Origin of the sequence: Dyadobacter sp. LHD-138, assembly GCF_030929615.1 — a bacterium.
Lineage (GTDB): Bacteria > Bacteroidota > Bacteroidia > Cytophagales > Spirosomataceae > Dyadobacter.
Map to the genome: position 1 here is coordinate 33,132 of NZ_JAVFVU010000014.1, position 13,920 is coordinate 47,051.

Sequence of the window (13,920 nt, forward strand, 5' to 3'; positions counted from 1 at the left end):
ATTCGGTTTTCAATTAAAACTTAATGTTGACACCCAGGTTGATAATTCTTTGCTGCGGGTAAAACTGGCCGCTTGAACTATTTCCTTCCGGATCGTAATCCTTCACGCCTGTGATGGTGAACAGGTTAAATGCGCTTGCATAAACACGCAGAGACGACAATCTGATTTTTGAAAGGGTTGCTTTCGGAAGTGTGTAACCTACTTCGATGTTTTTAAGCCTTACAAAAGAGGCGTTGTTCAGCCAGAAGTTATTTTTATAAAGCCCTCCGTTGATGGACGAAGATGCTCTCGTATCCGCTCTCGGATAAGTGCCTTCGGTGTTTGTCGGGCTGTAACGGTTATCCGCCCAGCTGCTGTAAAAGTTTCCAACCTGACCCGATTCCGGCAATACATATTGCGTCACCATGCCTTGTCCTGAGAATACGATCGAAGCATCAAAAGCCTTGTAACCACCGTTGAAAACCAAACCGTAGGTTAGCAAAGGAACATTGCCATATTTTGTTCTGACCTGGTCATCTGCCGTGATCTTGCCGTCCTGGTTGTGATCTTCCAGAATCAGGTCACCAAATTTTGTTCCCTGAATATGCGGATACTTATCCAGATCAGCCTGGGTGCGGAAAATTCCGAGGGTATTGTAAAGAAGTTCCGTGTAAAGCGGGCCGCCCGTCTGGCGCTGATAATCCAGCACACCCGGTGCTTCGTCGATAAACACGATTTTACTTTTGGCATAGGTAACATTTCCTGAAATGCTGTACCGGAAATTCCCCGAATGGTTGTATCCCGCAGTAGCTTCAAAACCGCTGCTGTTCACCTTTCCAAGGTTTTCATCGGGTACAAGCGGCGTGTTTTGGTCTGTTTTGAAAGGGTTAACGATACCGGAAGTATTAGGAATCGACGCGTTACGTGCGGCAAGAATGTTTGAGCGTTTCTGATTGAAATAAATAACTTCCAGATTGAAATGTTTCAATACCACCGCATTCAAACCGATATCCATTTTCTTGGACGTTTCCCAGGTAATGTTCGGGTTTGCCAGCTTGGTCAAATCGATACCGGATGTGATCACATTGTCGCCGGTAACATATTGGTTATTAAATGAATAGTTGTTGTAGTACTGGAACTGACCTACGTTATCATTACCCAGTGTTCCGTACGATGCTCTGATTTTAAGGTCATTAACAAAATCGACACTGTTTTTAAACCAGTCTTCTTCCGAAATGCGGTAACCTGCCGATACCGATGGGAAAAAGCCATATTGCTTTCCTTTCGGGAAAATCGACGAACCATCCAGACGTGCCTGTACTTCGGCCAGATATTTCTCATTGAAGTTATAAGCCAGACGACCAATAACACTTTTTCTGGTGAAGTTATAGCTCTTGCCGTTGTTGTCCTTGTCCGTAGCAGCCGGACCTCCCTGAGAAAGTTCAGGTGTTGAAGCGGTAGGGTAGTTGATCCTTGATGCACCGAAAGTTGTCTCATTGCGTTTGTTTTGCTCATAAGCAACGAATGCATTGACGTTATGTCCCCCAAACTGACGCAGGTAATTCAGACGGATGTTCTGGGTAATGTTGGTAATATTCGTCTGGCTTTCCGTCAAAGAAGCCTTGCCCGCCGATCCGCCAGTTACAACAGGGCTATAGGCGTCTGTTGTTTTGTTATAATTATAAAGTGTGTAAGGAACGCTGAACGTTTTCGAAAAGTTGAAAGATTTATCCGCCGAGTAAAAACCGTCCACCGAAAGTCCCTCTACAAAAGGCGTGTAATAACTTGCCCGCAAAATACCGTTGAAAACCGAGGTAGGATTGCTGGTTGTTCCGCCCATGTTTGTCCCCAAAACTACCGGGTTGCTATTTTCTACACCGGTTGAGTAATAACCGTTTGGATATTTTGAAATAACCGTCGGGTAAGCGCGGTAAATGGAACGGAAAGTGTTTCCTGCCGAGGAAACCGGGAATTGTCTGTTTTCCTGACGGCCCGAAAGCGAAAGGCTTACCTTGAAATCTTTGGTAATATTGGCGTCAACGTTGGAGCGGAAGTTGTACTGTTTGTACTTGGTGGCTCCGTTTTTGTATAAACCGTCCTGATAGATGGTACCCAGAGAAACATAGTATTTTACATTTTCGGTACCGCCATTAATACCCAGGTTATGCTGGTTTTGCAACGCCACTTTTTTTAAGGCTTCTTTCTGCCAGTCGGTATTGGGGTAATTGATCGGATCTGAACCATCTCTGAATTTCTGGATTTCCGCAGCCGAGTAATGCTGATTCATGCCGCCAACCGGATTGTTGTAATAATCAATCTCGTTCAGGATCGTCGCATAGGTCGGTGCGTCAGCCAGTTTTGGAAGGCGCGTCGCTGAGGAGAAGCCCTGGTTGAAACTATAAGAAATAACAGGTTTGCCGGTTCCGCCACGTTTGGTCGTAACCAGGATAACACCATTCGCTGCACGGCTTCCGTAAACAGCGGCCGAAGCATCCTTCAGGATGGAAATACTTTCAATATCATTCGGGTCAAGACGATCAAGGCCGCCAACCTGACCAGGAATACCGTCTACAACGATCAGTACATCGCTATTTCCCGTGGAAGCGAAACCACGGACGGTGTAGCTCGAACCGTCATAACCCGGCTCACCACCGCGGTTATTGGCAACAAATCCAGAAAAACGTCCAGCCAAAGAGTTGGAAAGGTTTGGCTGTGGACTTTTTACGATATCCGAACCTTTTACTTCGGAAACAGATCCTGTTAAGGTCGCCTTTTTTTGTGTGCCATAACCCACCACGACAACCTCTTCAAGCGTTTTGTCATTGGTAAGCAGCTTTACATCGATCTGACTTTTATTGGCAACCGCAATTTCCTGTCCCACGTAACCGATGTAGGTAAAAACAAGCGTGCCTTTGGAATCAGGAAGATTCAGTGCGTACTTTCCTTCGGCATCTGTGGTTGTACCCGTGGAGGTTCCTTTTAAAATTACACTGGCACCGGGCAGGGTTTCGCCGGTCTCGGAAGTCAGCACGCCTTTGACATTAAATGCCTGTCCAAAACTGAACGTAGATACGACCATAAAAAGCAGAGCAAAAAGCCCGCCTTTCCAAATTGTTCTACCGGCATCTTGCGAATGGAGATGCGAAGCAGAGGTTTTACGAAAAGTTTTTTTCATACCGAAATGATTGAATAATTAAATAATTGGCTTTTAAAATCAGCGCAGAATTGCGTGCGGATTTTTCATTATTTTGAAAAGATGCCTTTGGAAATCGTCTTTCTTGAAATAATAATATGTCCTGCCGGGGTTCTGATTTTTTATAAATTGATCAATCAAAAGTAGGATTATTTAAATCTGCCGGACGGGGGACATTCTCACATTAAAAAGGGGGTATTTCAATAAAAAAGCCCGATTCTAATCGAATCAGGCTTCTCTTGCGCTTCATACTTCAATATTCTTACCGAATTATCCCATTTTGTTCCTGAAAACATCCTTGTTGATCAACTGATTTTCATGGAAGGGTTTTCTGTATTTTTTTATATATTCCGAAGGTTTCATGCCAAAAAGTTTATTGAACTGTTCGCGGAAATACTTGATGTCATTGATACCAACCTGGTACGCCGTTTCGGAAATGGTTGTGTCGGTGGTGATCAGAATTTCAGCAGCCCGGCGCAGTCTGATGAAGCGGATAAAACTGTTGGTAGACTGGCCAGAGATCGACTTGATCCGGTTATACAATGTCGAGTGGCTCATCCCGATTTCAGCCGCCAATACTTTAATATTAAAGGATGGGTCGGTCAGGTGATTTTCGACAATGCTGATGCAGCTTTTAAGAAATTCTTTATACTCCGATGAGATCTTGAAATCGTTACTTTGCAGCGTAATTTCGTTGAAAAAATACTTTTGCAGATCGCTTCGGTTTTTAAGGATGGAAGCGATTTTAGCAACGAGCAGATCCTTGTCAAATGGTTTGCTGATGTAATCATCGGCCCCGCCTTCGATCCCTTTTAAACGGATCTGCGCGGAGGAGCTGGCCGTGAGCAGCACGACCGGAATATGACTCAGTGCAACATCGGCTTTCAGCTGCGCGCACATTTCAATACCCGAAATCCCGTCCATCATGACATCGGAAATGACAATGTCGGGCAAATACCTTTTGACGAGCATAAGTCCTTCTTCACCGCTGACGGCTTCCAGCAGTTTGTATTTTCCGGTAAAAATGTGTCTTAAATATTGCCGGATCTCCGTGTCATCATCCACGATCAGAAGCGTGGCAAAGTCCGCGCTCAGCTCCTCGATCACAGGTTTGCTTTCGCTGGTTATGCCAGTTGGCTTTGTCTCCTCCGGTGGCACCTCCGCAAGTTCTTCCAGAAGAACGGAAGCATTTTCAGTTTTGATACCTGTTTTATTGTCCGCCCGCAGTGCGTGATGCTTTTTCCAAAGGGTCATTTTAAAAACAGTACCTTCTCCTGGAACAGAGTCATAGGTTAATGAGCCGAAGTGGCTTTCGGTAAAAGTTCTCGCCAGAAACAAGCCGATTCCGAAACCACCTTTTGAAGGGAAACGACTGTCGGCATACTGGTGAAACACGGAAAATATTTTTTCCTGCGCTTCTTTAGGAATACCACGTCCCGAATCGGCCACAAGTATCTGAACCTGATCCCCGGTCTCGGTTAAGTGAATGCTTACCCGGCCATTTTCCGGTGTGAATTTGAGTGCGTTAGAAACCAGGTTAAATAAGGCAATCTCTATTTTTTCGCGGTCCGCCGTGATTTCTATATCTTCGTTTTCACAGATGAAATCGTAGTGAATATGCTTATGTTCGGCCTGATGGGAAAAGTATTGAAACACTTCTCTGATCAGCTCGGGCAAATTATGAACAGCCAGTTTTAGTTCATCCTGTTTCTGTTCAGCCTTCCGGAAAAGCAAAAGCTGGTCAACCAGACTAAGCAATCTTTTTGCATTACGATAAATGATATTCAGGCTATTGGTATCCTGCTGCGTGTTATTTTCTTTTAAAAGCTCTTTGGCCGGATTGATGATCAGCGTTAACGGCGTACGGAATTCATGCGAAATGTGTGTAAAAAATGAGATTTTCTTTTCATTAAGTTCCTTTTCTTTCTGCGTCTCAAAATGCGCCAGTTTGATCTCGTATTGAAGGTTGGCCTGTCGGATTTTATATTGCTGGTAGTAATAAAAAGCCAGTGCTACCGCCGTCACGTAGAGCATATAGGCCCACCAGGTCTGATACCAGGGCGGAAGGATGCGGATGTGCACGCTGGCATAATCATCAAACCAAATCCCATCCTGATTGGAAGCTTTTACTTTAAAAGTATAATCGCCTGCGGGCAGATAACGATAGGTGGCAGCGTGTTCGTTAAGCACATAGTTCCAGTCTTTATCCAATCCTTCGAGCCTATAGGCAAACTTGCTTCTTTCCGGATATGCATAGTTTAATGCCGTATACAGAACAGAAAAAACGGCCTGCTTCGGATCAAGAACAATGCTTGTTTTATCCGTGATCTGCTCATTGAGAATCATTTTCCCATCTTTTTCCAGACCGACCTGAACATCTTTTCCGAATAGCTGTATGCCTGTAACCAAAACACGGGGACGGTAAAGCGAAGATTTGATCTGATCTGGATAAAACAGGTTCCAGCCTTCGGTTCCGCCAAAACAGATAAATTTTTCCTTTTCATGGTATAACGCCGAACCCGGATTGAACTGTCCTGATTGCAATCCATTGCTCCGGTCAAAATTTTCGACCGAATGATCAAGCAGATTAATTCTAGAAAGACCTTTGTTGGTACTGACCCAGATCTTGTCCTCGCTTTCGGCTTGTATGGCATTAATGACGTCATTGGCCAGGCCGTTTTTTTCGGAAAATAGTTTGGCTGTTTTCTTTCCGGTATCAACGATCAAAAGTCCGTTACCCTCCGAGCCAACGAACAGACGTCCTTTTTTATCAAAATAAAGTGAGAAAATAATACGGTTGGAAAGGAAAACTTTTTGTTTCGGGTCGTTTAGAAACGAAGTGAATTTCATGGTTTTTGAATCCAGATAATTCAATCCGCCACCGTAAGTGCCGATCCAGAGATTTCCTTTTTTATCTTCGGTTATCGCCCTTACATCATTAGCGTTAAGCGTGCTGTTCGATGGGATAAACTGGCTGAAAGTGCCGGTTGTTCTGTTCATCCGGCAAAGCCCGCCGCCATTAGTGCCGACCCAGATCGTCTTTTTTGAATCTTCAAAAATTACCCGGACATCATTTTTGGGCAGGCTCCGGAGATTTCCCGGTTCGTTGGCATATTGTTTGAAGGAGTCGGTCGCCGGGTTGTAAAGATAGAGGCCTTTGGAATAAGTCCCGAACCACAAGTTGCCGCCACTGTCCCGGTAAGCGGAAATAACCGCACCGTCAGAGAGGCCTCCGGGTTTGTTTGTAACCGGGTAATGCTTGATTATTTCACCTGTGCTTTTGGTTTTATAAATGCCGTCGCCGTCGGTTCCAAGCCATAAGTTTCCATCTTTATCCGCACACATGCCATAATATCGCAGATAACCTTCTGCCCGTTCGTCCACGACTTTCTTTTCGAAATGCTGGAATTTTTCTGCGATGCTGCTGATCAGATATACCCCTTCACCGTACGTGCCCAGCCAGATATTGTAGTCTTTATCCATAAAAAGTGACTGGATGGAACGCTGGGTAATACCTTGACCGCGGGAGTTTTTTACGGGTTCAAATGAAAATTGGGTGGGTTCTCGTTCCTGAACCTAGTTAAGGTCAAGGCTATACAATCCTCCGTCCTGCACACCAATCAACAGCCTTTTCTTTTGGTCTTGCAGGAGAGAAAGGCAAATATTACTCCCGTGAAAGGTGTTTAATTTTAGTACGTGAAATTTACCGTTGCTGCGCTTAAAAAAGATGAGTCCTTTGGAGGAAGCAATCCAGATGTTGCCAAGGGAATCTTCGTAAATACTGTTGATACGGGCGTCAGGCAAAGCGGAAAGGTCCAGACCAGACTTTGTTAGCTTCCGGTTTTTGTCAATGCGGAAAACCTCTATCCCTGAGTCACGTGTCCCCGCCCAAAGCAGATTATGAGAGTCTTCAAAAATATTTAAGATGGCGTTGGAGGCCAGTATTGGCAGTGTGCTTTGGTTGTAATAGGTGAAACTTTTCTTTTTCCTGTCAAAAGAACAAAAACCGCTCCCATTCAAAGAAAGCCACAAATCCCCGTTTCTTGCCTGGCTGATATCACTGACATCATTGTCGGTATTGTTGTTGGCAGGAGAAGGGTGGTGACGGACAAATTGCTCTTTATCAGCTGAAAATTCATTAAGTCCGTTACGGGAGGAAACCCAAATAACACCATCTTTGTCCTTAAAAATGGATTTTACATAATTTCCGGAGATGCTGTTTTTGTTATCCGCGTTGAACTTGAATATTTTGAAGGTATTGCCGTCAAACTGATTGAGGCCGTCACTCGTGGCAAACCACATCAATCCTTTATCGTCCTGAACAATACTGTTGACGATGCCAAAAGACAAGCCTTGTTTTAGGGTATAATTAAGCACCCGGCCTTTTTCTCTCTGGAATCCAAAGGAAAAAAAGCTGGTAAAAATTATCATGAATGCAATCAATCCGGTCTTGCTTTTCACTTTGCAGACATAATTCATACGTCAATTACTCAGAAGTTTTACGTACGAAATTACGATTACTTTTTGAATTGACGGTTTAATTATCAGAAGTGGGTTAGGTGGAGTTGATCCTGTTTGGTTTGAAATGCCGGGTGAAATTTACACCCTCAGCCAACCGCGGAATCCTCTGGCGGCATAGTAAGATTCTGCGCCGTTGTGATACAGGAAGACATGGTTATAGCGGCGGTCACAAAAGAAGGCACCGCCAAGCTTTCTGATGGCTGCAGGTGTAACAACCCAGCTGGACGTTTTTAAATCGAAATTTCCAAGTTGCTGTAAAGCGCGGTATTGTTCTTCAGTTAAAAGTTCAATGCCCATGTCTCTGGCCATCTCAACAGCGCTGTTTTCCGGCTTATGTTCTTTTCTGGATTCCAGCGCTTCATGATCATAACAAATACTTCTGCGACCTTTGGGACTTTCTGCTGAACAATCGAAAAAAATGTATTCGCCCGTTTTTTTATCGTGACCGACAACATCCGGTTCGCCGCCACTTGTTTCCATTTCATTCAGTGACCACAGTTTTTTGGTATCAGCCTCCAGCCTGGCCTGTACTTTGGTCCATTCGAGACCTTGATGACGGCTCATGTTTTTCTCAAAACGGACTTTTATTGTGCTAAGTAATTCGTCGCGCTGTTCCTGCGGAAGCTCTTTTTTATTGCTATGCATCTGGTTCGTGTTTTTATTTATTGCTTAAAAAAAATGTATCAGGCGAATAAATGCAATTTTATTCGACGTTTTCTTCACGAAGAAGATTGGACAGATATTTTTCAAGTTTTTCTAGATTCTGCTTCTGGCCTTCGTCTGCTTTGTGTGTTTTGGTCACAATTTCACACATTTCAGCGGTGTCAAATAACAGTGACCAATCTATTACCGTTTCTTGCCCTTTGGATTCAAAGAGAACCGTGGTAACAAAATGCGGATTGAAGTGCTCAAATACGATTTTTTTTAACGGAATGATTTCCTTGAAAATGCTCCGGTTGGGATAGCTTGTTCCATCGGGTCCTCGCATCGTTAATCTCCATTCGCCTCCTTCCTGAAAGTCCATTTTATGAATTGTATTGGTAAATCCATTAGGTCCCCACCAGTTTGCAATGTGTTCAGGGTTAGTCCAGACTTCCCACATCGGTGCAATGGACGCCTTAAATGTTCTGGTCATTCGGGTTTCTCTGTTTTCTGGTTTTTCCATGGGTTTATTATTTTGAATTTTTTTCTTAATACCTGTCAGGATTATCGAAGCGATCTTCCGGATTTCTTTTCAAAAATGCACGGCATTGCGCAAACGTTCCATACGGGAGGTAAGTTGCCAAGTGAATTACGTATATATATAATCGTTTAAATTGCTCCTGAATGCACAAAATCAATATTGTCGATAACCGAAGATATGAATGAATCCCGCCGATTCTTACCGTTAAATAAATTTCCGTTCGATAATTGTATTACTATTATAATATTTTCTAGGTTTATGTATATATTGTGTCATAATTATTTTACATAAACTACAAATAAATATGACATCAGCCAAACTCAACGTTTTTTGAATAGTATCTGATTTTTATGCCCTCCTATGCGACAAGTATACCTTGGTGATGTAGCCATTGCTGAGGGGAAACTGTTGATATGTTGCTTTCCATGAACTTCAACTTAATCGGGAATCATTCCCTTTAGCCAACCTGCGAGCCTTTTATAATATGGTTAGATGGCTCTAAAAGCAGGATTAATAATCATGAAACAAGACGTAACCCCCCAAACTTTATTTCTTGAAATCTCAGTGCTTCTTACAGGTTTTAACAAGGCTGAGCTTTACGGAACCGGTATGTTTGATACCTACTATCATGCTTTGCAGGCCAATACGGGGCAGGCGAACTTTATGTACTTTTTTGAGGAAGTAGAAAAAATTTTACTGGAAAATGGAAATGCGGCTGAAAAAATTAATCAGGCCATAACCTCCAGACTTATGCAGCCCTCGTCGTACAACGGCCTTGCCGGGTCAATCATTACGATGTGGTATACAGGTAATTGGGGAAATGATGTCATAGATGGCCAGGCCTACGTGCAGGGACTTGTCTGGGATGCTGCACAGGCACACCCGCCTGGCGCGAAACAACCGGGATTTGGCTCCTGGAGTATGCCTCCTTTGTAATCGTCATCTAAAAAGCTGAGAAAATGGAATCAAAACATTATGATGTGGTGATTGTGGGTTCGGGTATAGCGGGCTCAGTAATTGCCAAAACTTTAACGAATGCCGGCAAAAAAGTACTGATACTTGAAGCCGGTTTGCAGGCCGGTATCGCACTGGAAGGGGAGGCGGCTTACAATGTTTATCAGGATTATATCCAGACTTTCTACAATGCTCCGGCAAAGGTACCCAATTCACCGTACCCGGATCTGAAAGACGCGCCGTCGATTGATGTCCTTGAAATTCAGAAACTGCAACCGGGACAAGCCCCACCTCCGGGTTATCTGGTGCAAAAAGGGCCGCTGCCTTTTGCCAGTGACTGCATGCGGGGGCCGGGTGGCACGACATTGCACTGGCTTGGCACGACGCTGCGTATGCTTCCCAACGATTTTAGAATGAAGTCGGTGTACGATCAAAACGTGGATTGGCCGATAACCTATGAGCATCTGAAACCCTATTATGAAATGGCCGAGCTGGAAATAGGTGTCTCAGGGAATGTGGAAGATCAGCATTATCCGGGTATCGGCCCCGATTTCTTTGGAGAAGATTATGTGTATCCGATGAGAAAAATCCCACAGAGTTACATGGATGGGCTGATTGCCAAGAAAACAGACCGGCTTAAAGTAACGGTGAACGATAGAACCTATGAGCTGAGCTGCATCAGTACCCCGCAAGGTCGCAATTCTGTACCCAATACCCGTTATGCATACAGTAAAATAGTCTGGGATAAAACGAAAAAGAAACTCCGGTTAGCGAAGGCAGATCAGTACAGCACGATCCCGTCGCTCTGGGATAATTATACGGGAGAACGCTGCGAAGGCAATGCGAGCTGCGTGCCCATTTGCCCGGTGCAGGCCAAATATAATGCCCTGAAAACACTTAAAAAGGCAAGTCAGGAAAATCTGGAAATATCCACGCGGTCGGTGGTGTCGAGGATCATGATTGACAGAAAAACGAAACGTGTGGACGGCGTAGCATACAAACGGTACGAGAATCCCGGCGAACCGGAGCATGCAACCCGGCTTGCCAAAGGCACGATTTATGTCCTGGCTGCGAGCGCCATTGAAAATGCCAAGATTTTACTGGCCTCCGATGCTGCCAATACGAGTGATCAGGTCGGCCGTAACCTGATGGATCATTTGGTGATGTTAACCTGGGGTCTTTCAAAGGAAAAAGTTTATCCCTACCGCGGACCAGGATCGACAACCAACATTCCAACTTTCCGGGACGGTGCGTTCAGAAAAGAACACGCTGCCTGGATATCGCCCATTGATAACTGGGGATGGAGCTGGCCTGTTTTTTCGCCGGGTTCCGATGTCAGCGCCGCCATTGCCAATGGTCTGTTCGGCAAGGCGCTGCGCGATCACATCAATGAAGTGGTGACCCGCCAGATCTTGCTGCATTTTGAGGTCGAACAAAGCCCGGAGCCGGGAAACCGGGTGACCATTGATCCCGCTTACAAAGATGCTCTTGGGAATTACAAACCGGTCATTCATTATAGTGTAAGCGACTACATGCTGAAATCGTTTGAAGCCGCCAAGATCGTTTCCGATCAGATTTTTGAGGCAAACGATATTGAAGATCATACGGTTTACAATCCTGTGACGGACCCGGACTACGTGGTTTATAAAGGCCAGGGGTATACTTTCCGGGGGGCAGGGCATATTGTGGGCACGCACCGGATGGGTTTTACAAAAGACGATTCGGTCGTGGATAAAGATCAGCGCTGCTGGGATCATGACAATTTGTTTCTGGCGGGTTGTGGAAATATGCCTACGCTGGGCACATCAAATCCAACCCTGACCATGACGGCGCTGGCGTTCAACGTTGCCGAAAATATCCTCAAACAACTTTAAGTTTTTCACCGATGAGCGAGTTACTAAACAAAATATATACCGAATCAACAACGCAGCCGGGCAATCCGAAACGTCAGAAACTGATCAAGGCATTACCGGCCGTTCCTGTTGCCCGCTTATTTACCGCAGAGGCTGCCGGACGGGAGCAATTTCCGCAGCCCTTGATCAGAACATTGGAGGATCTGAAACGTAACCTGCAAACGGCTGTTGCGCTGGAACATTCGACGATACCACCATACCTTTGCGCCCTTTATTCGATCAAAGAAGGTACGAATACCGTCGCCTCGACGATTATCCGCAGTGTCGTGGTGGAAGAAATGCTGCACATGATCCTGGCAGCCAACATTCTTAACGCCATTGGCGGCAAGCCGGTCATCAATCAAAAGGAATTTGTTCCGACATATCCCGGCTATCTTCCCGGAAGTGATAAGTCTTTCATTGTTGGGCTTGAAAAGTTCTCGAAAGAAAGCATCGACGTTTTTCTCAAAATTGAAAAGCCTTCACCGCCACTTCCGAAAATAGATCCCGAACAGGCGGTTGATCTATTGTTTGAAGATCCCGGTTTCCAAACGATAGGACAGTTTTATCAGGCTATTATGCTGGGGATTGAATATGTAAATGCCAATACACCGGGAGGGATTTTTATCAATGATCCAGAAATTCACAAAAGACAGGTAACGCAGGAGCATTATTATGGGAGCGGAGGCATGATTGTACCGGTGTACAGCATCGAAAACGCCCGGGAAGCAATCGAAGAAATTGTAGGGCAGGGGGAGGGAATAGACGATACCATCGAAGACTCGGACGCGAAATTATTCGATCAGACAACGGAGTATGCGCACTATTTCCGGTTCAACGAGCTGTTGATGGAGCGCATGTATGCCGAAGATGACACACCGAAAAGCGGCCCTACGGGTGAGCCAATCGTGGTTGACTGGATCGCGGTCCATAACATGAAAGCGAATCCGAAAGTAGCGGATTACAAGGATCAGCCTGACTTACTGGCAAAAGCGAAGGAGTTTAATCAGGCGTATACCCAACTGCTTGACCAGATTCATAAAGCCTGCAATGGTGAACCGGAACAGCTTATGAAAGGGATAGCCCTGATGTATAAACTGAAATATCTGGCGACCGAACTGATGAACATTCCGCTGGCAGATTCCGGCATGATGGCTGGCCCTACCTTCGAATTCGAGCCATAGTTACCCCGAATAATTTTAACCATACAATGATCACCGTAAACTTAATCCCTATGTTAAAAGTATCAAGTAATGTCGCCCAAACCATAAGGCTTGGCGGCGAGGTTTCTGAAACTACCTCCATGTTTGGTCCGCTTACAGACCTGATTGGCACCTGGGTAGGAAACAAAGGCTGGAACCTGGTAGCGGTTCCGAACCAGAAAGGCGGCTTTTTGCTGCTGGTGCAACCCTACACGGAAACGCTTACGATTACACCATTAAGTACGCCAACGCCGAACCGTGGAACGGACATTATTCAGCAGGTGCCCACTTTGCTGTATAGCCTGAGTGTGCACAGTAATGTGGACGGAAGTTTGCTGCATGCTGAAAATGGAACCTGGCTCTTGCTGCCGGATTGTCCAAGTGATTTCAGTATTGCGCGACAGGCGTCGGTTCCGCACGGAGACTCGCTGTTGGCTCTGGGAGGTTCATCGGTTACAGCCGGGCCGCCGCCGATCCAGCCGATAAGCACCCTGCCGATTACCGGGCCGGGCCGAATGCCATTGGGGTACACAGATCCTTATCTTGTGCCCATGCAGGGGTTTAACAAAATAAACCCGCATGCCACTTTGCTTGATGCTATCAGCGGACAAACCATTGTTTCGTCTACCAATATCTCCATCAGCACCGCGAACCAGGGAGGTATTTCCAATATTCCCTTCATTACAAAAAATGCCAACACAACCAGTTTTGAAGCAACATTCTGGATAGAAACCGTGCGAAACCCGACAACCGGGGGCACATTCCTGCAATTGCAGTATTCTCAAACAACAATCATCGAGTTCATTCCTCAGTTTGGTGATCCATCGAAACTGATACAGTGGCCTCACGTGAACATCAACACGATGGTTAAACAATAAGGGATTGGAGCCGGAACTTGTTTCCGGCTCGTGTTTCTACAATCACCAAATTAAAAAAGAAAGATCAGTTACCGGGCCTTTAATTGACATAAGTATTATAGTCTTCCCCTCAAACATC

The 13,920-nt window shown here is 45.2% G+C and carries 9 protein-coding genes; 4 read left to right on the plus strand and 5 right to left on the minus strand.

All coding sequences use genetic code 11. The annotated features are described in order from the left end of the window. Nucleotides 1-13 precede the first annotated feature (13 nt). From RB622_RS12535 to RB622_RS12555, 5 genes are all read right to left on the minus strand, one after another. Nucleotides 14-3,154: a TonB-dependent receptor gene (locus RB622_RS12535; RefSeq protein WP_308046898.1), complete on the minus strand. Its 3,141-nt coding sequence runs from the start codon at nt 3,152-3,154 to the stop codon at nt 14-16. Between the two features lie 288 nt (nt 3,155-3,442). Then, nucleotides 3,443-6,685, minus strand: a complete 3,243-nt coding sequence (locus RB622_RS12540; RefSeq protein ID WP_409021425.1) for a two-component regulator propeller domain-containing protein — start codon at nt 6,683-6,685, stop codon at nt 3,443-3,445. 63 nt (nt 6,686-6,748) lie between these two features. Then, nucleotides 6,749-7,603 carry a two-component regulator propeller domain-containing protein gene (locus RB622_RS12545; protein WP_308046900.1) on the minus strand — a complete coding sequence of 285 codons (855 nt, stop codon included), beginning with the start codon at nt 7,601-7,603 and terminating at the stop codon, nt 6,749-6,751. A gap of 168 nt (nt 7,604-7,771) precedes the next feature. Further along, nucleotides 7,772-8,338: a DUF4256 domain-containing protein gene (locus tag RB622_RS12550; RefSeq protein WP_308046901.1), complete on the minus strand. Its 567-nt coding sequence runs from the start codon at nt 8,336-8,338 to the stop codon at nt 7,772-7,774. Nucleotides 8,339-8,396: 58 nt separating this feature from the next. Further along, complete coding sequence (locus RB622_RS12555) at nt 8,397-8,858, minus strand: SRPBCC domain-containing protein (protein ID WP_308046902.1); 462 nt, start codon at nt 8,856-8,858, stop codon at nt 8,397-8,399. Between the two features lie 537 nt (nt 8,859-9,395). Between RB622_RS12555 and RB622_RS12560 the strand changes: the two genes are divergently transcribed. Genes RB622_RS12560 through RB622_RS12575 form a run of 4 tightly spaced genes read left to right on the plus strand, consistent with a single transcriptional unit; the run spans nt 9,396 to nt 13,802 of the window. Next, on the plus strand, nt 9,396-9,812 hold the full coding sequence (locus RB622_RS12560; protein ID WP_308046903.1) for a hypothetical protein: 417 nt from the start codon (nt 9,396-9,398) through the stop codon (nt 9,810-9,812). Between the two features lie 23 nt (nt 9,813-9,835). Next, nucleotides 9,836-11,704, plus strand: coding sequence for a GMC family oxidoreductase (locus tag RB622_RS12565; protein WP_308046904.1), 1,869 nt, complete (start codon nt 9,836-9,838; stop codon nt 11,702-11,704). An 11-nt stretch (nt 11,705-11,715) separates the two neighbouring features. Then, nucleotides 11,716-12,906, plus strand: a complete 1,191-nt coding sequence (locus RB622_RS12570) for a ferritin-like protein (protein ID WP_308046905.1) — start codon at nt 11,716-11,718, stop codon at nt 12,904-12,906. Between the two features lie 50 nt (nt 12,907-12,956). Further along, complete coding sequence (locus tag RB622_RS12575; RefSeq protein ID WP_308046906.1) at nt 12,957-13,802, plus strand: heme-binding protein; 846 nt, start codon at nt 12,957-12,959, stop codon at nt 13,800-13,802. Nucleotides 13,803-13,920 lie beyond the last annotated feature (118 nt).